The sequence below is a fragment of the Sphingobacterium cavernae genome (assembly GCF_008520265.1).
GTDB lineage: Bacteria > Bacteroidota > Bacteroidia > Sphingobacteriales > Sphingobacteriaceae > Sphingobacterium > Sphingobacterium cavernae.
In genome coordinates, this window is sequence record NZ_VIQM01000065.1 from 104,856 (window position 1) to 127,295 (window position 22,440).

The window sequence follows — 22,440 nt, forward strand, 5'->3', positions numbered from 1 at the left end:
CTTAAAAACTAAAATGTAATGATGCACGAAATCTATCTCTAATCGGTTCTTCGATCTCATTGTAAGTCATCCGCACATAGTATTGAATGCGCAACACGCGGAAAATATTATCCACTCCCACATATCCTTCCCAATACGGCTCGTTAGTCATTACGTTAGTCATGATTTTACCTTCCTTGTCTCGATCAAAATAAATGACATTCGAACTTAAATATGGGTTGTTTTTTGTAGATAAATCTCCCCAAAACATGCGCGCACCAAAAATCTCACGTAATTTCAATTTCTTTACCAAAGGAATTTTATTTAGTAAAAAACCATTCAACCTATGATTATAACTAAGTTTCATGTATTGATCTGCAATGAATTCCATCGAATTCACACGCTCATAAGAAATGGAATGGCGATCTTTTTGCTCTTGGATATTTGGCATTTCTAATAAAGGATAAGGCAGCGTTCCCCAGATTTTACCAACTGAGACCGTCACGTCCCCAAAACCCAATTGATTTAAAAATAATCTTTTGGACGCTGAAAACCGCAGTGCATCGTAATCATAATCTCCACCTAAAAATCCATCCAAACCTTTATTATACTGTAGACTAAATACAGGATATTTTTCAACAATAGTACTTCGCTTCAAATTGCGGTAATAAAACTTTTCATTGGGAGCCCATCGTAATACAACCTGAAGATCAGATGTATTAATGTTTTTTAAAAACTGATTAGAATCAGAGGAGAGCGCAAACTTTAAATCCCCCACAGGACTACGTCTTTGTAAAGTCATCATGGACGATACACTCAAATGATTACCAAACTCTATTACGTGTCCCAATCTATACCCATCAGTTTGCATAAATTTGGTAGGTCGATTAGACCTAAAGCTTCGAAAGAAGCTATCGCCCTTTAAAAAACCCAAGCCTTTACCTGGCTCAAATATATCGTGCTGAATAGATCCTTCAATATAATGTGCGGGGAATGTGGTAACAGCTTTTCCGTTCAATGAAATGGCTGTGCGCAAATTATATTTCAAAGCTTCATCCCTTACTCCATAAGCCAAGTAACCTTCCAAATACATTTTCTCTGAAAATTCTGCAGTTGTACGCCCCCCCAACCGTATGCGATTTCCCTCAACATCATTCTGATGATACAAATATTCTAAGGGTCCCAACTCGAATTTTCCTAAATTAAAATAGCCTTGGGAAAAAAGATAACCCATGGCCATCATCGTCCGAAATGAAGAAAGGTTGTTTAAACTATCGATATTCTTGTACGTTGCACTTTCTGCAGAATTAAGGGGCACAGGTCTATTTGAAGCCAAATTAGATCTTTCTACCATTCTTTTTTCTACTGGAGCACCTGTGAAAATATTCTCCCCAGCTCTATTTTGCAAATCGTACTTTTGATTTACACTAAAACGATTTCCAAATATTGCATCCTTACTGCCACGACCAAACAATACCGTAACCTCAGAAGTATCTTGTAACATCACGCCAGATTGATCTTTGAAATAAGACAAACGTAGATGCAAATCATTCACCCAGGTCACATTAGCCTTCTCATCCAGCTGCATGTCGACATACTTTACAGCATAACGACCATCCATTGAAATAGATAACTCTCCCTTAAACAATAAATCTGTAGGGTTACGAGGTTCAAATTCAAGGCGCACAAAGAAGTCCTTTTCTGTACGTACAGTATCTTTAACATAATACTTATAATATGTTTTAGCATTACTTGCTATTGGACTAAGAAACTGCTTATTAATAAAATAAATACTTTCTTCGTAAATATCAATTGGTTGAAACATATATTCCATGAAGGACTCAATGTTTGCATTATTGATATAACGCGGATCAAACTTTGTTTTTTGCTCCGCTTTAATGATCTTTTTTGTTTTTGATGGAGATTGTTTTACATAATTATCCGACAAAGATTCTTGCATGAAAATGCTTAATGCCTCTTTATCATACACCACAGAACTGTCTATGTTAGTATAAAAAAATGCTAAATTTTTAGTTCCACGTCCGAAAACAGTTTTGGGATCCATAAGCCCAAACTTGATCTTATCATAGGATTCGTAGTATAAGCTATCTTTCTTTTCTAGCTTATTCAACGAGCGATTCCTTATCACAAGATCAATTAATTCGGTGGCAGGGTTTCTATTATTATATTTTCTTTTTCTATTGATTTCCACAGCATCGATTAAAAAACTTTTGGGCTCAAGAGAAATTTCTAAATAATTCACAAATGAATCTATTTCCACTGTTTTATCCGAATATCCAAGAGCTGAAACAACAATTTCCCTTGTGCCTTTTTCAAGAGTCAATAAAAATTCACCTGTTTTAGTAGTCGCTGTTCCAGTTTTATTTTCTGGTGATTTAATACTGGCCGTAGTAATGGGAAATTTAGTTAAGGCGTCAAGTACCTTACCTCTAATACGTACCTGTCCCTCTACAGTCAAAACTGAAACTAGCAAAATGAGGGCAGCATAAATAAATCGTATCAGATAGTAATTCGCTCTTTTCATACGTGTTGAGGCTCAATTATAAAGATACAATTTGTGCGTAAAGTTCAAAATTATTCTAATTAAAAAGCTCTTCGATGAAGAGCTTTTTAATCATATTTTAATTTAATTTATAGCAACGATATGATACAATCGGGATATACCCCAATTAAAATAGTTAGTAATAAAGTAACTAAGAGCACAATATTAAAGCTTGTCGGCACAGCAACAGTATCATCTCCTTCAATACTTGGATAAAAATACATATGAACAACCACGCGCAAATAGTAATAAATACCTATTGCGGCATTTACTACCGCTAACACGAGCAAAATAATATGGTAATCTGCCATCGCCCCTCGGAACAACATGAATTTACCAATAAAACCTGCTGTCAAAGGAATTCCGGCAAGTGACAACATAGCTACCGTAATAACTAAAGCCAACAATGGATTTGATTTTCCTAATCCATCAAAAGCAACAAACTGATCTGAACCGTTACTTCTTTTCACCAATATTAATCCTGCAAATGCAGCAACAGAAGCCAATGAGTAAGCCAACCCGTAAGTCAAAATACTTGAATCTGCATTAGCACCCAGAGCAATAATTGCAAATAACATATATCCCGCATGTGAAATACTTGAATAAGCTAACATGCGCTTAAAACTTGTCTGAAGCAATGCCGTGATATTTCCGATGAATAATGTTATTACGATAATGATTAAAAGTATAGGTGTCCAAAAATCTTGCAAAGGCGAGAACACATAGCTAAATAATTTCATGAAGCCTGCAAATGATGCCACTTTTACCACTGTACTCATATATGTAGTTATCAGAATTGGCGCACCATCATACACATCCGGTGTCCAAAAATGAAATGGGGCAGCACCTACTTTAAACAATAAGCCGACCAACAACAATAAAATTCCTCCATAAAATAATGGCGATACAGCTGCCGGATTAGAGATTAAATAATTCTTAACCCCTGTAATATCAAATGTTCCAGTAGCGCCATATAGCAATGTGATACCGAAAAGCAAAAACCCTGTCGAAAAAGCCCCCATTAAGAAGTATTTCAAGGCTGCTTCATTCGATGCAAAATCTGTTTTACGAATGCCTACCAAAATATATAACGCAACGGACATCACTTCTATTCCAATGAATAACATCGCAAAATTGTGGTACGAACAGACCATCAACGCCCCTGTAAGGGAGAACAGTATCAAGCAGTAATATTCCGCAACATTATTGCTAATAGCCCGGAAATACTCCTTGCTTAACAATAAAATAAGTCCAGTAATAACGATACAAAGTATAGAAAAGGCTAAGGCAAAATTATCGAATAAGACCATGCCATTATAGATCGGGCTTTCACCCTTATTCCAAGCCGCTATTTCGAAACCTATCGCCGCAACTAATCCCAATAAGGTGACAGGCAACAATAAGGATTTCGCTTTATATAAGCCCAAATATAAAACCAGAATTCCCAAAAGTGACAGTGTAATAATCGCACCCATAAATGATTGTGTATTTGACTTATTTTAAATTTTTACTGACTGAATTAATTGTGCTACCGATGCTTCTGACAATTTCAATAGGCTATTCGGAAATACACCTAAAGCAATTACCAACGCACTAACGATCAGCAATACAAGCACTTCTGCACCTCTTGCGTCTTTTACTTTTACGTAATTGCTATCTAAAGACCCCAACATCGTTTTTTGGAATAATCGCAACATATACACAGCTCCAAAAATCAATGTAAGACCTGCAAATGCAGTGTACCAAATATTTATATTATATAATGATTTTAACAACAAGAATTCGCCAATAAAACCATTGGTCAATGGCAATCCTACTGCGCCCATCATGATGATAACAAAGAAAATAGCCAGTTTTGGCATATTATACGCAAGCCCCCCTAATTCACTTAATGTAATAGTGCCCGTGCGCGATTTGATAATATCTAAAACTAAGAATAGTCCGATTACACTAATACCATGATTTACCATTTGTAATAGTGCTCCCTGTAGCCCTTCCTGATTCCATGCAAAAATACCTGCTGTAATCAAACCCACGTGAGCAATAGAAGAATACGCAATAAGGCGCTTAGCATTTTGCTGCTTGAAAGCAATGATTGAAGCATAGACGATACCAATAATACATAGTACCAAAGCAATTGTGCCGTAAGCACTCGTCCCAAACGGAACAATTGGAATCAACCAGCGAATAACACCATAGGTTCCCATCTTTAACATGATACCTGCTAACAACATTGTACCTGCTGTAGGCGCATTTGTATACGTATCCGGTTGCCAAGTATGGAAAGGAAAAACAGGAATCTTTATGGCGAAAGCGATGAAGAAAGCCCAAAATAACCAACGTTGCGCATATTCACTCAAATCTAATGCAACAAAAGAACTCCATTCGTAATCTTTATTTGGTGTTTGTTGACCTAAATAAAGAATCGCAATCAACATCAATAAACTTCCGAAGAAAGTGTATATAAAAAATTTCAAGTTGACTTTAATCCGATCCCCATCTCCCCACAGTGCACAGATAAAATAAATTGGAATCAATGCTGCTTCCCAGCCTACATAAAACGTAAAGGCATCAAGCGCCGTAAATACCAACAATAATCCTGCTTGCATAAAGCTCGCAAGCGCATAAAAACTGTGTTTATATTCTTTGTTAAATGTCGATAGTATAATTAAAGGAAAAAGTCCATTTGTTAATAAGACCAACGGCAAACTAATTCCGTCTAAACCAATATGAAAACGAATATTCAAACTTGAAATCCAATCGAATGTTTGCTCAAACTGTACCGATGCGTCTGGCACAAAAGTACATAAGAAAGGAATCGTTAATACAACTTGAACGAGAGACAATACTAGCGCAATCCACTTTGCAGTGGAAGATGACTTTGCGAATGCCAACAAAATAGCACTTGCAACAGGTAGTAATAGCAGTATAAAAAGGTTATTCATTGATTATCTTCTATTTCAAATCTATTAAATATTCATAAGACCATACAGCATAATCGCCGCTACACCGAGCACAATCATAAAGATATAAAACCCGACATAACCACTTTGTAATTGACGAATACCACGTCCTGAAGCACTGATAAAATCAGCTACACCATGTACAACACCATCTATAGCAGATTTGTCAACGACTTTATAAAATACTTTGGATAATGCGTTCAACGGTTTTACAAACAAAGCATTATACAATTCGTCAACATAAAATTTATTGTAAGACAATTTATATAATGTCCCTTGCGCTACACCATCAGCTTGAGGTACATCAGCCTTCTTCACGTATTTTTGATACGCCAACACTGCCATCACTATCGCTGCAACAGCTGATACCGCCATTAGAACATATTCTGTATTGTGATCCAAATGAACTTCTGGTACGCGTGAATTGCTGTAAGCAAATATTGGACTTAAGAAATTAGCTAACCAATGACCGCCTCCTAAAGCAGATGGAATATTTATTATACCACCTAATACAGAGAGAATTGCCAAAATAATCAATGGAATAGTCATTTGTGCTGGTGACTCATGCAAGTGATGTTCTTGCTCGTGTGTGCCTCTAAATTTGCCAAAGAATGTCAGAAACAACATTCTAAACATATAAAAAGCCGTAAATAATGCCCCTACAAATCCCAATCCCCATAGAAACGGACTAGATTCAAATGTAAATGCCAAAATTTCGTCTTTGGAGAAAAACCCAGACAGCGGAGGAATACCTGCGATTGCAATGGTTCCTAACAGCATTGTCACATATGTGATAGGTAAATGTTTCCTCAAACCACCCATCTTGCGCATATCCTGCTCATGGTGCATGGTGTGAATTACCGAACCCGCTCCCAAGAATAATAATGCTTTGAAAAAGGCGTGTGTCATTACATGAAAAAACGCTCCTGTGAATGCACCAACACCCAAACCCAAAAACATATAGCCTAATTGCGAAACTGTTGAGTATGCCAACACCTTCTTAATATCATTTTGCGTTACCGCAATAAAAGCTGCAATCAACGCTGTCGCCACACCTATACCTGCAATAATTTGCATAGTCAAAGGCGATAATGTAAACAAAATATTCGAACGGATAATCATGTAGATACCCGCTGTTACCATCGTAGCAGCGTGAATCAACGCCGAAACTGGCGTAGGTCCTGCCATCGCATCAGGCAACCACGTAAACAATGGAATCTGCGCTGACTTACCCGTTGCAGCGATAAACAGCAACAAAGTAATCAATAGTAAAGTCGCATCTCCAATTGGAAATTGAGAAGCTTGAGCAAATACATCAGCATATTCTAATGTTCCAAAAGTGGCAATAATAGCAAATACAGCAATTAAGAAACCTAAATCACCAATTCTATTCATTACAAAAGCTTTCTTTGCCGCGCTTGCGTATGATGAATTTTTATACCAAAATCCTATTAACAAATACGAACAAAGCCCTACTCCTTCCCATCCTATAAACATTATTAGGTAATTTGAACCCAATACCAATAAAAGCATGAAGAAGATAAACAAGTTTAAATACGAGAAGAATCTACCGAAAGACTCATCCTCATACATATAACTATAGGAATACAAATGAATCAAAAAACCAATCCCTGTTACAATAAGAAGCATTATCGCACTTAAAGGATCAAGCAAGAATGAAAAACTTAGATTAAATCCACCCACAGAAATCCACTCAAACAAGTGAAACACTGTAGTCCCATCTTCACCTGCACTGCGTGCTTGAAACACTTGTAAAAATAGTATGCAGCTTAATAAGAAGGAGCCTAACACAGCACCACATCCCACTAAACCTACTACGAATTTCGAAAAATTATACTGCCCTAGTCCATTAATTATAAAACCTAATAAAGGTATCAACGGTATCAGCCAGATTAGTTCCATCATATAATTTAGGTTTTACTCTTTTACCAACGTAATTTACTCAACGACTCTATATCTACAGATTTTGTATTTCTGTAAACCATAATAACAATAGCCAACCCGACTGCAACTTCTGCAGCCGCTAAAGCCATAACGAAAAACACAAACACTTGACCACTTGCATCGCCATAATAAGCTGAAAACGCAGCCAACAATAAGTTCACAGAGTTCAACATCAATTCTATCGACATCATAATGATTATCACATTACGACGAATCAACACACCTATTACACCAATAGCAAATATCACACTACAGAAAATCAAATAATGATTTAAGGGAATGCCTTGTATATTTTGAATAATATCTCCCATTATCCTTGTTTCGTTTCTTTTTTAGCTAATAATATGGCTCCAACCATCGCTGTCAAGAGCAGTATGGAGGACAATTCAAATGGCAACAAAAACTCATCAAATAAAACTTTTCCTAAGTTTTTTACCAATCCCACATCCGTATTGCCCGTTACAAATTCTGTTTGACCTTCCAACACACGAAATGCACCTAAGAAAGTCGCCAACAGACACATTCCTGCAATTGCACCCATCACTTTCACAACGGTGGATTTCATGGGTTCCGTATCTTTATTGAGATTCAGCAACATCAATACAAATAGGAATAAAACCATAATGGCTCCCATGTATACGATAAAATTCACAACAGCCAAAAACTGTGCATTCAATAAGATATAGTGAATCGTAAACGTGAAAAACGTAATAACTAAATAGAGCACACTATGTACTGGATTCTTTGTGAAGATGGTCATCAACGCAAAGAAAATGGACAAAAATGCTACAAAATAAAATATACCCATTATGCTTATCCGTTTACATTAAGTTTTGTAATATCAAATTTTGGTTCGACCAACTTATCTTTACCATAAATAAAATCCTTACGCAAATAATCCGCTGTCACATGTGGCCCATCCAAATAAATAGCTTCTTTTGGACACGCTTCTTCACACAATCCACAGAATATACAACGCAACATATTGATTTCATATACTGCTGCGTATTTCTCCTCACGGTATAAGTGCTTTTCATCCTTTGTGCGTTCTGCTGCTGTCATCGTAATAGCTTCAGCAGGGCAAGATAATGCGCACAATCCACACGCTGTACAACGCTCTCTACCTTGCTCATCACGCTTCAAAGAATGCTGTCCTCTAAAGTTTTTTGAATATGGTCTTATTTCTTCAGGATATTTTATAGTAGGTATCTTCTTGAAAAAATGTCGTATAGTTATAGAGAGTCCTTTCACAATAGCCGGCAAATACATGCGTTCCCATATATTCATTGGCTTTTGCTCGATGACTTTTTTTCGATTAGTTAATGATTGCATATCCCGACTTATTGAAAGTAAGTATCTTTAATTAATGTTATCACACCTGTCAATACGATATTGGCAATAGCCAATGGAATCAATATTTTCCAGCCCAAATTCATCAATTGGTCATAACGGAAGCGTGGTAATGTCCAACGAATCCACATGAAGAAAAATATGAAACCAAATATTTTTAAGAAAAAGACAAGTACACCTATTATAGTTATCCAGTTTTCGGACAAACCTAAATCATACATGAACGGGAAATTGTAACCTCCGAAATACAATGCCGCCATCAATGCTGATGACACGAACATATTGATGTATTCCGAAAACATGTAAAGACCCAATTTCATGGAAGAATATTCAGTATGGTAACCACCAACCAATTCGGTTTCACATTCTGGTAAGTCAAAAGGAACACGATTACACTCTGCAAATGCACAAGTTATAAAGATTAAAAAGCCCAACGGTTGCACAAAAACATTCCAGTTTACAAAACCTGATTGTTGTGCAACAATTTCACCCAATTGAAGTGAACCTGTCACCATCAATAAAGCGATCAAGGACAAACCCATCCCAATTTCGTACGAAATACTTTGTGATGCGGCACGAATAGCACCCATCAACGAGAACTTGTTATTCGAAGCCCATCCACCAAGCATAATACCATAGACACCCAATGCAATTACACCAAAAACGTATAATACGCCGATATTGACATCAGCCACTTGCAGTGGAATGCTCCTACCATCGATAACCAAATTTTGTCCCCAAGGTATCACAGCCGAACTGATACAAGCTGTTATAATCGCAATGACAGGTCCTAAAATAAATAAGCTTTTGTGCGCGCCAGCAGGAATTATTTCTTCTTTGAAAAAGAATTTACCACCATCACACAGTGGTTGTAAAATCCCAAAAATACCCGCGCGATCTGGACCATGACGATCTTGCATGAAGCCCGCAATCTTACGTTCAGCAAGTGTAGAATACATCGCTATCACCAAAGTAACGGTGAATACAATGACTACAAGTATAAGTTTCTCTAATATAAAAGCGACTTCCATCGAAAATTATTTTAAACGTTCTGTTCTTTGCAATTGCTCCGCATTTGCAAGTTTCAATTTTTCATCCTCTTTAATTACTGCTGGAAGATGAAATTGCTCATAGTGGTTAGCACCAATCACCGATTCTTTTTCCACATCAGTAGGATGTTCTAGCACCCAATCCGATGTGTTCTTCGTATCAAAGCGACAAGTATTACAGATAAAATCTTCTACTTCACCAAATTCATCCTTACGACCTGTTACACGCAACACCTCTTCCCCTTTGTACCAAAGCGTTACTTTACCCGAACAAGTTGGGCAATCACGATGCGCATCAACTGGTTTTGTAAACCAAACTCTATTTTTAAAACGGAAAGTTTTATCTGTCAATGCCCCTACTGGACAAACATCAATCACATTTCCAATAAAATCGTGGTCTAAAGCTTTTTCAATGTGCGTTGTTATTTCAGAATGATCGCCACGGTACAGGATGCCATGCTCACGCTTTTCTGTCAATTGATTAGCAACATATACACAACGGTAACATAGGATACAACGATTCATATGCAATTGAATCTTATCACCTAAATCTACACGCTCGAATGTACGACGTTCAAACTCATAACGTGTGCCTTCGGAACCGTGCTCATAACCCAAATCCTGCAACTTACACTCACCAGCTTGATCACAAATAGGACAATCCAAAGGATGATTTATTAAAAGAATTTCAACCACACCTTTACGCGCTTCTTCTACTTCTGGTGATGTGATATTTTGCACTTCCATACCATCCATTACAGTTGTACGGCACGAAGCGACAAGCTTTGGCATCGGACGAGGATCTTTCTCCGAACCTTTAGAAACTTTAACTAAACATGTACGGCATTTTCCTCCAGAACCTTCTAGCTTAGAATAATAACACATCGCAGGAGGTACAATATCACCTCCAATCTGACGTGCAGCATTCAATATCGTTGTTCCCGGAGCGACTTCTACCGGAATACCATCTATTGTGACTTTAAAATTTACAACTTCGTCTGCCATCGTATCTGCTTCTAATATCTATTGAACTATGGTTTCCAAAGGATCAGCGTAATGCGCCAAACCATAATTACGTGTCTGCGATTCTTGTGGATTCAACACATGCCATTCAAATTCATCACGAAAATGTCTAATTGCTGCCGCAACAGGCCATGCCGCAGCGTCACCCAATGGACAAATTGTATTTCCTTCGATCTTACGTTGAATATCCCACAACAAGTCTATATCTTCCATGGTCCCGTGACCATATTCTATTTTATGCAAAACTTTTTCCATCCAGCCCGTTCCTTCACGACATGGAGAACATTGTCCACAACTCTCATGATGATAGAATCTGGCGAAATTCCAAGTATTGCGTACTATACATTGATCTTCGTCGAAAACAATAAAACCACCAGACCCCATCATTGATCCTGTTTGGAATCCGCCATCGGCTAATGACTCATAAGTCATCAAACGCGGATTGCCTGCTGCTGTTTTCGTAATTAAATTTGCTGGTAGAATCGGAACTGAAGAACCTCCAGCTACTAAAGCTTTCAGCCTTTTACCATTGGCAATACCACCACAATATTCATCCGAATAAATAAACTCTTCTACAGGTACACCTAATTCGATTTCATACACACCCGGTTTATTGATATTACCCGAAGCCGAAATCAATTTCGTTCCTGTACTACGCTCAATACCAATTTTAGCATACTCTTCACCACCATCATTCACAATCGGCACCACTGCAGCTATGGATTCAACATTATTCACCACGGTAGGACAACCATATAAACCTGCTATCGCAGGAAATGGTGGTTTAATACGCGGATTGCCACGTTTGCCTTCTAATGATTCCAATAAAGCGGTTTCTTCTCCACAGATGTATGCTCCACCACCTGGCTGCACGTATATTTCTAAATTGTATCCAGTACCTAAAATATTATTACCTAAAAATCCGGCTGCTTTAGCTTCTTCAATAGCTTTCTCGAGAATGCGAATTTGAGGCATCATCTCACCACGCACATAGATATACGAAGTATGCGCACCTAAGGCATAACTCGACACAATCATGCCTTCCACCAAAGCGTGTGGAATATGCGTCATCAAGTAACGGTCTTTGAATGTTCCTGGCTCTGATTCATCCGCATTACACACCAAATAACGTGGAACACCTTCTGGCTTAGCCAAAAAGCTCCATTTCATTCCTGTTGGGAAGCCTGCCCCACCACGACCACGCAATCCAGACTTCTTAACCTCTTCGACAACATCATCCGACGACATTGTTTTCAAAGCTTTTTCTACAGCTCGGTATCCCCCCTTTTGACGATATACGGCAAAAGTGTTGATTCCCGGCTCATTTATATGCTCTAATAATAATTTACGCCCCATCTTGATTATGCCTCTTTAGCTTTATTACGTAACGTCTCGATTAATTTATCGACACTATCTTCCGTTAAATTCTCATAAAAAGTATATTCTGGACCAATTTGTAATACCGGTCCGTAACCACAAGCAGCCAAACATTCAACACCACGCCATGAAAACAATCCATCTGCTGTTACTTCCCCTTCTTTTACACCCAAACGTTGCTCGATGTGATCCATGATTTTTTCTGCTCCAACCAAGCAACAAGGTCCTGTTCGACATACTTCTAACGCAAACTTTCCTTGGGGCTTTAAAAAATACATGGTATAAAAAGTCGCTACTTCATATACTTCAATAGGCTGAATCTGCAAAAAAGCAGCGACTTTGTCCATTGCATCAGTACTTAGCCAGCCATATTCAGCTTGCACTAAATGTAGTATTGGCAGCAATGCAGACTTCTGCTTACCTGCAGGATAACGACTCACCACCTCCTCAAACTTGGCTAAAAGTGAGGTAGAAAATTCTACAGGAAGGTTTTCTTGTACACTAAGCATCTAATTCTCCAGCTATTATGTTTAAACTACTCATGTTTAAAATTGCATCCGAAATCAACATACCTGCACTCATCGGTGCAAACATTTGATAATTGATAAATGAAGGTCTTCTAAAGTGAAGTCTATATGGCGTACGACCGCCATCATGGATTAAATAAAATCCCAACTCACCGTTAGCACCTTCTACCGAATGATACACTTCGGATTTTGGAGTCTCCCATTCACCCATTACAATCTTGAAATGGTAAATAAGTGCCTCCATATTATTGTAGACTTGTTCTTTAGGTGGAAGATAAAACTCTGGAACATCCGCATGGAATACACCAACTGGTTCTTTCGCTATCTTGTCTAATGCTTGTCTGATTATCTTTAAAGACTCGCGCATCTCCGCGTTACGAACCATAAAACGATCATACACGTCTCCGTTAGTTCCTACCGGAACTTCAAAGTCAAATTCATCATAGGAGCAATATGGGGACACGATACGCACATCATAATCAACACCCGTAGCTCTTAGAATCGGACCAGACCAACTGTAATCTAAAGCCTCTTCGGGAGTAACAGCGGCTACACCAGCAGTTCGTTCTATAAATATTCTATTTCGAACAAATAATTCCTCAAACTCACTCAATACTGGAGGAAATCTTTCCAAGAACTCCTCTATTTTCTTAAAGGCAACATTATTAAAATCTCTTTCGAAACCACCAATTCGACCAATATTTGTCGTCAGACGTGCGCCACAGATTTCTTCATAAATCTCGTAGATAAATTCACGCTCCTGCATGACATACAAGAATCCTGAAAATGCACCTGTATCCACCCCCAAAATACCATTGCAAATAATGTGATCAGCTATACGCGCCAATTCCATCACAATCACACGCATATACTGTACTCGCTTAGGAATTTCTATGTCCAAAAGCTTTTCTACCGTCATATGCCAACCCATATTATTAATTGGAGAAGAGCAATAATTAAGACGGTCAGTTAATGGCGTAATTTGATAAAAAGGACGGCGCTCGGCTATCTTTTCAAAAGCACGATGGATATAACCTATTGTTGAAACTCCACTGACAATACGCTCCCCATCAATTTGCACCACATTCTGGAATACACCATGAGTAGCAGGGTGCGTAGGACCTATATTTAGGGTGATTAATTCGTCTTGTGGATCGTTATCCTCAAAAACAGGTTTATTCGGTGATATTTTGGTAATCGGATTGCTCATCTACGTAAATTCAAGTTATCGGCCAAAATAAAAATCTTTCTTATCCACTTTATTCGGATCTTCCAATGGGTATTCTTTGCGCATCGGAAATACTTCCAATTCATCCATGTTAAGTATTCGACGTAAATCTGGATGACCTTCGAATATTATTCCATAGAAATCATATGTCTCCCTTTCCATCCAATTAGCACCATTCCATAATGTCGTTGCAGTTGGAATAGTAGGATTTTTTCCTTCCAAAAACACCTTTATACGAATTCGAAAATTTTGAAAAAGATTATGAAGATGATAAACCACAGCAAAAGGCTGCGCCTGATTAGGATAATGCACAGCTGTAATATCTGTCAGATAATTGAATCTAAATGATTCCTCATTTTTTAAATAAGAAAGCACTTCAATAATAGATTCTGCAGATGTAGAAATAGTCAAAAGTCCATGCGGCTCGCCAATGATTTCCAATGTTTCACCAAACTTCTCACTTAAATTTTCTACTATATATTGGTTGGTTAATCTATCCATTGTCTGTTACTATTCCATATTTTTCCAACAATGCCTTGTATTCAGGGGTATTTCTTCTGTTCAACGACTCGTTTTTAACGATGTCTTGCAATTTTAACACACCATCTAGGATCGCTTCTGGTCTCGGTGGGCATCCCGGCACATATACATCTACAGGAATTATTTCATCTATTCCCTGCAATACCGAATATGTATCAAAAATTCCACCACTAGAAGCACAGGCTCCTACTGCAATAACCCAACGAGGCTCTGCCATTTGCAAATACACCTGCTTCAATACTGGAGCCATTTTTTTCGCTATAGTCCCCATTACCAAAAGCATATCCGCTTGACGAGGCGAAAAACTTGGTCGCTCGGCACCAAATCTCGCTAAATCATAAGTCGAACCCATTGTCGCCATAAACTCAATCCCACAACAAGAAGTGGCAAAGGGTAATGGCCATAAGGAATTTGCTCGAGCTAATCCAATCGCTTTATCTAAAGTAGTGGCAAAAAATCCGGCTCCTTCCACTCCTGGAGGCGCCTCCGCTAAGGTGATCTTGCTCATAATACAGTTATTCTTTCCTCGGTTTATACAGTTCTCAATTTAATATTTATATTCCTTAAATTGAATAAAGGAATGTTATTTAGAATCTTTCTTAATCCCAATTAAGTGCTTTTTTCTTAATTACATAGATGAAGCCTAATAATAGCATACCCATGAAAATAAACATCTCGATTAAACCTTGAAATCCAAATTCCCTAAAATTCACAGCCCAAGGATACATGAAGATTACCTCCACGTCGAAAATTACAAACAATATAGCAACAAGGAAATATTTAATTGAAAAGGGTTGTCTTGCGTTACCTACAACTTCTACTCCAGATTCAAAAGCAGTTAGTTTGCTTTCTGTACGCACTTTTGGACCTATTAGGTGAGTACCAATAATTGTTGTTATTCCAAAACCTGCAGCAACAATTAATTGAATTAGTATCGGCAAATAATCAACAGGCAGATTCTGACCTTGCAAATTTTCCATAATAAAAGTTTAGTTCTTAGTTGTATGAAACAAATATAGAACTTTTATTAAAAAATAAAAGGGCAAACTGAATTCAGTTTGCCCTTTTAAAAGAAAATATTAAAAATCTTACAATACGTCTTTCAACGCTTCTAAATATTGTGTCGCAACTTCATCATTTGGAGATAGCGCAATCGCTTTCTTAAATAAATCACCTGCTTGTTTATAATCTTCTTTTAAGATATAGTAATATCCGATTACGTTGTAAACATCAGTTAACTTAACAACATCATCTTCAGTTAATTGCTCACCAGCAGCTTGTTTATCTGTAAGAATTTTAGCTAACTGATTAAAAGATTCTAAGTATAAACCTTTGTGCAATTCTGGTTGTTCTGGATCGATTACATCTAAATTATAGTTACTATATCCTTTAATGTATAATGCAGGAATTTTATATTCAGCAGCTGCTGAATCTGTAGAATTAATTACCACATCTAAAGCCTTGATTGCATCATTAAATTCTTTAGTTGCATCTTCTCCAGCTTCTTTTTTCTTATTACCTGCACGGAAGTTAGCATCACCTACTAAGTAATTAGCTTCGTAATACCAAGGCTCTCCCTTTTGAGATGCTGGCACATTGAAGATGGCTGCAGCAGCTTCAAAGTTTGATGCATTAAACGCATTTCTACCGTAGCCATCAACCTCATTGATTAATTCTTTGTCCAATTCTAAAGCTTTTCCTAAATACTGAAGACCTTTAGCTTTATCACCAGCTTCAATATTTGCAAAACCACCGAACAAATAATCAATAGCAATTAAGCGGCTTTCTTCAGCGTTAGCAAATAATTTATCAAAATATCCTACTGCTTTAGCTGCATCTTTATCTTGGTTGATAGAGATCAATCCCAAATAACGGTATACTTTAGCATCAACACCTGGTACATTTTCCAACTGAAGAGCTACGGTTTTTAACTCATCATATTTTTGACCAAATACCAAGAAATCTGCATAACGAACTAAAGCATCTGATGATTTATCACCTGTAACTTCCAAATATTTTTTATAGCTATCTACAGCTTTAGCAACTTGCGCCTCGTATGCTGCCTTTTCTTCATCCGTATTATCTGGTAAACGTTTGGCAATTTGCAATTCGGTCTCCGCAATCTCACGATAAACAGGACCATACGTTGGGTATTCTGCTGCAATCGAATTATATGATTCTAAAGCTGCATCGAATGCAAATGCACGACGAGTAATTAACGCTTGTTGTACTTTAGCTTTTACTAAATTTGGATCGATATTCAATGCATCACGGTAGCTGATATATGATTGACTATTTTCGCCTAATCCTAAATATGCATCTCCTAACGACACTGGGATTAATGCATCCTTAGCATTTTTAGCTTTAGCTTGAGATAAATAATCTACTGCCTTAGCATAATCAGGTTTAGGTGCTTCTACGTAAGCTTTACCAATGTAATATAGTGGTAAATAATCTTTTTTACCCAATGCAGAAGTTGCTTGTGTAAACTTTTGTTCTGCAGCAGATACGTTATTTTTTTGTAAATCAACAATACCTAAACCAACATTATTTAACGCTTCTTTTGGAGCATTTGTTAATCCATTATTAAATGCTAATGCTGCTGAATCTAACTTTTCATTAACCAAGTATACCTGACCTAAGTAGAAGTGATTAAGACCATCTTTAGGTTTTTTCGCAACTAAATTTTGTAAGATACCTTTAGCTTTATCGTATTGCTCTGCATCAATCGCTGCTTTCGCATCTTTTAAACTTTGAGCACTAGCAGTGCTTGCTAAAGCGCCTGCTGCTAATAAACTCAAAAACAATTTACTTTTTGTCATCATTCTATTTATGTTTCTTAGTTATTTACTAATTAATATTATCTCTTATAATAATTTCACGTCCTGGCATCTTCGCAGGAAGCAATCCTGATTTCAAAACAATTCGCTGTCCTCTATCTCCAGTTACAAATGCCGAAAAACCCATTCCCAAACCCATATTTGGTTGATAATTCAACACCTTCACTTCTCTACGTAATGGATATTCTCCAGTTGATAATGAAGCCTGTGAAGGTTTCACATATTTGGGAGTCTCCAAAGTGTCATTTAACACGCTCAAGATACGAATTTTATCTTTTTCTGTAAAAGATCTTTGCAAAGATAAATACTGATTAAAACTCAATAATCCGATTTGCTTTTCATTACCAGCGACAGTGTTTAAAATTTCTGTTGCATTACCTTTTACTTCTAAATAGGTATTTGCGATTTTATCCAACTTGCCCAATTCTCTAAAATAACGAACCAAACTTGAATTTGGATTATCTATTACCAACTTTTTACCTGTTGCGTTTCGGCCAGCCATTAAATCAATAATATCTTGCGTTGCAATAGTTGAATCAATATCTGAACTACCGACCAGCACTACAGCGTCGTATGCAAATGGATAAATCCTCGGGGTAATTGAGCGTTGATCAAATGATTTCTTTTCTTCCTCCGTCAATTCTCTAGATAAGATCAATATCCCACTTTCACCTTTTATTAAATCATTTACAGCTTGAACCTCAGGTTTACCTATCAAGTTGATTTTCGCGTTATAATAAGAACTTTCAAAGACCTCTTTTTGTTCTACAGCTATTGGCATCAATGACTCATCTACCAAAACTGCAATTTCACCAGATAATATATCATCCGTTTTGTTCTTCTTTTCTTTATTCTCTACACAAGAGATAAGGAAAAGAAAAGCTGAAAATACATATATAATTTTATAGAACAAATTCATTACCAATATGATTTAATACAGATTAAAAAGATTAATCCTTAACATTATTTAACGTATAAAATTATTTTGCCATAGGCGCGCAAAGCGCATGAAAGAATATACAATAAGTAATATTCCAAACATATTCTTGTATGTTTTATCGATTTCAATCGGAAAATCTTTCCAAAAGATTATCAATAAGCCTATTATGAAATAAAACAAAAACATGCATAGGCCTAAAATAGACAGAAATCGCTTTGTTGGCGATTTCTGTCTAAATTTGTTCGTATTCATTTCTGAATTTTCACTCATTACATATTTGTTAAGTCCAAACGGATTGGTAACGAATAAGCTACACGTACTGGACGACCATTCTGAATACCTGGGCTCCATTTTTTAGCTTTCTTCAATACATTGATCGCAGCTTGACCTGTACCGTATGATAAATCACGAGGGACTTTAATATCTGTCAAAGATCCATCTTTTTCTACAACGAAAGTAACCTGTACAGTTCCTTTCACACCTGCATCGATAGCTGATTGTGGATATTGGTAGTTGTCTCCGATCCATTTACGGAAAGCATTCAATCCACCCGGCGGTTCTGGCTGAATCTCAACAGATTGGAAAATTTCTTCTCCAGTACCTGTACCACCTTCGACACCTTTAGTACTACCAGTTGCAGCACCAGCTACATCTTTTGTACCCCATTTACCTTCAGTCGTGATACTACCACCCTTCATACCTTTCATCGCTACTGGACCGATAAGTTTTTTCTTATCTGTAGCTTCTTCTACAGTTGCTACCTCTTCTGTCACAGCCTTTTCCTTAGGAACAGGCTTAATCTCAGGAAGAGCTACAACGTCTAGAGCGGGCTTAGATTCTGCAATCTTTGGTGCTTCTTCTTGAACAACTGGCTTTTCTTCTTCCGGTGGAAGTTGTTCAGCCAAGTCCTCTAGTGTAACTTCTTCTGTAAATGCCACTTCTTCTTTAGGTCCATCATCACCTGAAAATAGATCTAAATTTAAAGCTTTAGGCAAACTGAATACTGTTACCACAGCAACAACAATTGCTAATGCAGTGTTTGTTGCTTTTGGACCTAACTTACGTAGCTCATAAGCACCGTAAGCTTTGTTCCTGTTCTCGAAGACAACATCAAGCCACTCACTTTTAAATATATTTAATTTTTCAAACATATTGTTATTAGTTTATGAGAATCTATATAACAAATTAATCGTTATATAAGTTTTCTTTTTTCAATAGCTCAATTTCTTCGCTCATGATACGGTTAGATATCATGTAACGTTTTATATCTACAATCTTCATTTCATCCAACGCATCAATAATGTTGCGTGTAACTGATTTTTCACTCGGACGGATAACAACGATAATGTCCTTACCTCCAGCTTGTTGCGGAACAAGCTTTTGCATTCTCATTAATACGCTACGAAGACCATCTTCTGCATTATAATCAATTACTGTAGGACCCTGAAGAGGTTTTTTAACATCACCTTGATACCATACTAGCTTGTCGTCAGACCCTAATACTAGGGTTACACTACGATGCTCATCCACATCAACATCCGTATTCACATCTGTTTCTGGGTTTTTATCTGGCATCGCTACGTCCATAGCTTGTGGCTTATTCAAGGATGTCGTTAACATAAAGAATGTAATCAATAAGAACGCCAAATCTACCATAGCTGTAAGATCGACCTTACCACCATTTTTCTTGGCTCTTACTTTTCCACCTTTACCCTTTTTACCGGAGTCTTGATTTAATTCTGCCATTTAAATATTATTATTAATCAGCTTTAAGGCCAGTAACGAAACTGAACTTATTTTGTTTCTGATTACGTAATGTCTCAATTATCAAATTCAAACTTGGAAATTTCTCATTTGCATCAGACTTAATTGCTACTGTTAACAATTCAATATCATCAGGATCTTTACCATCTTCAATTGCTTTGTCCTTTAGAATCTTAGCTGAAGCTATACGAGCCTGCTTAACCCATGAAAACAATTCATTCGAAAGGTTTTGTGTTGAGTCTACAGGGATTCCGCTTTGTCTATCTGCCGTTCTTGCTGATTGATCTGCTGCCAACAATGTTTTCATTGTTTTCATGTTTACACCAAAATCCTCAAGATTTTTGAACTTACCGTACTCTTCTGGTGAGAACTCCATCCCGTAGATACTAGCCATTTGTTGCAATGTCTGAACACGTACATTAGGATCACTCATACTGAAGAACACTTTACCTTCATCTCCTACTGTAATAACTGCTAAATTACCATCTGGCAATTTTGCTTGTGAATATGAGGGTGCCGTATCAACCGTCAAGGTTTCAGGAGTTCTAGCAGTTGCTGTAAGAACGAAGAATGTAAGAAGCAAGAAAGACACGTCACACATCGCCGTCATGTCGATGGATGTACTGGCTCTTTTTACTTTTGCTTTACCCATTTCTTTACCTATTAATATATTAACAACTCTATTCTTTATCTAATGATGCTTTACTATTTCACTTTCCATAAAAAAAGTTGAAATATTTTTAGCACATCTTATTTGTGGTTTGCAGCGTATGTTTGTACGATTGAGAAACCAGCCTCGTCGATAGAATAAGTTAATTTGTCAATTTTAGCAGTCAAGATATTGTAGAATACAATTGCAAAAGTAGAACATGCAATACCTGTAGCTGTATTAATTAGGGCCTCAGAGATACCATTCGCTAATTTAGCTGAATCTGGCGCACCACCTGTTGCTAATGCTGAGAAGGCCTTGATCATACCTGTTACTGTACCTAATAGACCTGTTAATGTACCGATAGAAACTAATGTAGCTAATACGTTTAAGTTTTTCTCTAACATTGGCATTTCTAATGCTGTAGTTTCTTCGATTTCTTTTTGAATTGCTAACGCTGATTTTTCAGCATCTAAGCCTGGATTAGCTTCAACATCTTTGTATTTTAATAAACCAGCTTTGATTACGTTCGCTACAGAACCTTTTTGTTTGTCACACTCAGCGATAGCTGAATCAATGTTTCCAGTTTTTAATAACGATTGTACTTTTCTTACGAAGTTACCTACGTTGCCTGTGCCAGATGCTTTACCGATAACGATGAAACGCTCGATTGAGAAAACAAACACCATTAAGAATAATCCAAGTAGGATAGGTACGACAACACCAGCATGGTAAACCATACCCGCGTAGTTGCCTGGTAAAGGTTGATTTGCAGGATCGCCATCAATAAAGTTTGAAGGATTACCCATCACAAATTGCCATACAAGGTATCCAATAATGAAACAAATAACGATTGCTAAACTCGCAAATAAATTACCTGAATTGCCACTTTCTTGTTTTGCTGGGCTAGTAGTTTTTGGTGCGTTTGCCATTTTTACTAATTTTTAGATTTTTACTGTTGTTTAATTATTATGTTTAATTCTATTGAAATAATGCAAAATTATTGACATCATTTTGACGCTAGTCAAAACAAATATACTATTTTGATATAAAATTCAAATTTTTTCAAATTGTTTTTTGTTATCCTTTTTATGAGTTATGATAAGAACGGTCAGCGCGGTAATCCTATTCTTACGCAGAAAATAATCGTCAACCCATCTACAGAATATTATGCAATAAAAACCATTTTTTTTTGCATATCCAAATTAATAAATGGTTAACAACAAAAAATAAGTAACCAAACACTCACTAAGGAAAATGCAAAAAATGCGTTTATCAATCGATAGCACATCTTAACAATCTTTATATAAACGATTTAAAGAAGATATTATTATCTAACCGCCTACAAGTTTTACTTGATAGTCAAGACTTTTCAAAAGCTCAAATATCTTCTGCTTGAAATCTCCTTGTATCAATATTTCTCCATCTTTGGCACTTCCACCTACGCCACACTTCTGTTTTAAGGTTTTAGCTAAATTTTGCAAATCTTCATCTTGTCCGATAAAACCATCGATAATTGTAACTACTTTACCTTTTCTAGCTTTTTTATCCAACAATACTTTTAGCTTTTGTTGCCTTGGTGGAAGCGTTTCTATGATTTCTTCTTCCTCAGATTCATAATCAAAATTCGAGTCCGTGGAGTAAACTACCCCTTCAAATCTTTGCTTTTTCTGCTTTGCCATC

General features: G+C 36.9%; 22 protein-coding genes. All 22 read right to left on the bottom strand.

Features of this window, described 5'->3' with window-relative positions; all coding sequences use genetic code 11:
• Position 1 precedes the first annotated feature (1 nt).
• The 22 genes from FLS47_RS12910 to FLS47_RS13020 all read right to left on the bottom strand — a co-directional run bounded on the left by FLS47_RS12910 (position 2) and on the right by FLS47_RS13020 (position 22,439).
• Positions 2–2,524, bottom strand: coding sequence for a DUF5686 family protein (locus FLS47_RS12910; RefSeq protein WP_149914783.1), 2,523 nt, complete (start codon positions 2,522–2,524; stop codon positions 2–4).
• 107 nt (positions 2,525–2,631) lie between these two features.
• Positions 2,632–4,017, bottom strand: a complete 1,386-nt coding sequence (locus tag FLS47_RS12915) for an NADH-quinone oxidoreductase subunit N (RefSeq protein ID WP_149914784.1) — start codon at positions 4,015–4,017, stop codon at positions 2,632–2,634.
• A gap of 24 nt (positions 4,018–4,041) precedes the next feature.
• Positions 4,042–5,487, bottom strand: a complete 1,446-nt coding sequence (locus FLS47_RS12920) for a complex I subunit 4 family protein (protein WP_149914785.1) — start codon at positions 5,485–5,487, stop codon at positions 4,042–4,044.
• 24 nt (positions 5,488–5,511) lie between these two features.
• Positions 5,512–7,431 (bottom strand): NADH-quinone oxidoreductase subunit L, encoded by a 1,920-nt coding sequence (gene nuoL, locus FLS47_RS12925; RefSeq protein WP_149914786.1) that lies wholly within the window; start codon positions 7,429–7,431, stop codon positions 5,512–5,514.
• 20 nt (positions 7,432–7,451) lie between these two features.
• A complete protein-coding gene (gene nuoK, locus FLS47_RS12930) occupies positions 7,452–7,781 on the bottom strand; it encodes an NADH-quinone oxidoreductase subunit NuoK (protein ID WP_149914787.1) in 330 nt (109 codons plus the stop codon).
• Positions 7,781–8,278 carry an NADH-quinone oxidoreductase subunit J family protein gene (locus FLS47_RS12935; RefSeq protein ID WP_149914788.1) on the bottom strand — a complete coding sequence of 166 codons (498 nt, stop codon included), beginning with the start codon at positions 8,276–8,278 and terminating at the stop codon, positions 7,781–7,783. Before FLS47_RS12935 ends, nuoK begins: the two co-directional genes overlap by 1 nt.
• A gap of 5 nt (positions 8,279–8,283) precedes the next feature.
• A complete protein-coding gene (locus FLS47_RS12940; protein ID WP_149914789.1) occupies positions 8,284–8,802 on the bottom strand; it encodes a NuoI/complex I 23 kDa subunit family protein in 519 nt (172 codons plus the stop codon).
• An 8-nt stretch (positions 8,803–8,810) separates the two neighbouring features.
• Positions 8,811–9,851, bottom strand: coding sequence for an NADH-quinone oxidoreductase subunit NuoH (nuoH, locus tag FLS47_RS12945; RefSeq protein WP_149914790.1), 1,041 nt, complete (start codon positions 9,849–9,851; stop codon positions 8,811–8,813).
• Between the two features lie 6 nt (positions 9,852–9,857).
• Positions 9,858–10,874 (bottom strand): 2Fe-2S iron-sulfur cluster-binding protein, encoded by a 1,017-nt coding sequence (locus FLS47_RS12950; protein WP_149914791.1) that lies wholly within the window; start codon positions 10,872–10,874, stop codon positions 9,858–9,860.
• A gap of 18 nt (positions 10,875–10,892) precedes the next feature.
• Positions 10,893–12,248 (bottom strand): NADH-quinone oxidoreductase subunit NuoF, encoded by a 1,356-nt coding sequence (gene nuoF, locus FLS47_RS12955; RefSeq protein ID WP_149914792.1) that lies wholly within the window; start codon positions 12,246–12,248, stop codon positions 10,893–10,895.
• Between the two features lie 5 nt (positions 12,249–12,253).
• Positions 12,254–12,778 carry an NADH-quinone oxidoreductase subunit NuoE family protein gene (locus tag FLS47_RS12960; RefSeq protein ID WP_149914793.1) on the bottom strand — a complete coding sequence of 175 codons (525 nt, stop codon included), beginning with the start codon at positions 12,776–12,778 and terminating at the stop codon, positions 12,254–12,256.
• Positions 12,771–14,006 (bottom strand): NADH-quinone oxidoreductase subunit D, encoded by a 1,236-nt coding sequence (locus tag FLS47_RS12965; protein WP_188347431.1) that lies wholly within the window; start codon positions 14,004–14,006, stop codon positions 12,771–12,773. The genes FLS47_RS12960 and FLS47_RS12965 overlap by 8 nt, the downstream gene beginning before the upstream one ends.
• A gap of 15 nt (positions 14,007–14,021) precedes the next feature.
• Positions 14,022–14,525: an NADH-quinone oxidoreductase subunit C gene (locus FLS47_RS12970; protein WP_149914794.1), complete on the bottom strand. Its 504-nt coding sequence runs from the start codon at positions 14,523–14,525 to the stop codon at positions 14,022–14,024.
• Complete coding sequence (locus FLS47_RS12975; protein WP_149914795.1) at positions 14,518–15,072, bottom strand: NADH-quinone oxidoreductase subunit B; 555 nt, start codon at positions 15,070–15,072, stop codon at positions 14,518–14,520. Before FLS47_RS12975 ends, FLS47_RS12970 begins: the two co-directional genes overlap by 8 nt.
• A gap of 91 nt (positions 15,073–15,163) precedes the next feature.
• A complete protein-coding gene (locus tag FLS47_RS12980; protein WP_149914796.1) occupies positions 15,164–15,544 on the bottom strand; it encodes an NADH-quinone oxidoreductase subunit A in 381 nt (126 codons plus the stop codon).
• Positions 15,545–15,652: 108 nt separating this feature from the next.
• Positions 15,653–17,389, bottom strand: a complete 1,737-nt coding sequence (locus FLS47_RS12985) for a tetratricopeptide repeat protein (protein WP_223225272.1) — start codon at positions 17,387–17,389, stop codon at positions 15,653–15,655.
• Positions 17,390–17,414: 25 nt separating this feature from the next.
• The gene (locus tag FLS47_RS12990; protein ID WP_149914797.1) at positions 17,415–18,323 is read right to left on the bottom strand and encodes a PstS family phosphate ABC transporter substrate-binding protein; all 909 of its coding nucleotides are present in this window, start codon (positions 18,321–18,323) and stop codon (positions 17,415–17,417) included.
• 290 nt (positions 18,324–18,613) lie between these two features.
• Positions 18,614–19,495 carry an energy transducer TonB gene (locus FLS47_RS13000; protein WP_149914798.1) on the bottom strand — a complete coding sequence of 294 codons (882 nt, stop codon included), beginning with the start codon at positions 19,493–19,495 and terminating at the stop codon, positions 18,614–18,616.
• A 34-nt stretch (positions 19,496–19,529) separates the two neighbouring features.
• Positions 19,530–20,090, bottom strand: a complete 561-nt coding sequence (locus FLS47_RS13005; RefSeq protein ID WP_149914799.1) for an ExbD/TolR family protein — start codon at positions 20,088–20,090, stop codon at positions 19,530–19,532.
• A 13-nt stretch (positions 20,091–20,103) separates the two neighbouring features.
• On the bottom strand, positions 20,104–20,760 hold the full coding sequence (locus FLS47_RS13010; protein WP_149914800.1) for an ExbD/TolR family protein: 657 nt from the start codon (positions 20,758–20,760) through the stop codon (positions 20,104–20,106).
• A gap of 98 nt (positions 20,761–20,858) precedes the next feature.
• Positions 20,859–21,689: a MotA/TolQ/ExbB proton channel family protein gene (locus FLS47_RS13015; RefSeq protein WP_149914801.1), complete on the bottom strand. Its 831-nt coding sequence runs from the start codon at positions 21,687–21,689 to the stop codon at positions 20,859–20,861.
• A 402-nt stretch (positions 21,690–22,091) separates the two neighbouring features.
• Positions 22,092–22,439: a translation initiation factor gene (locus tag FLS47_RS13020; protein WP_149914802.1), complete on the bottom strand. Its 348-nt coding sequence runs from the start codon at positions 22,437–22,439 to the stop codon at positions 22,092–22,094.
• Position 22,440 lies beyond the last annotated feature (1 nt).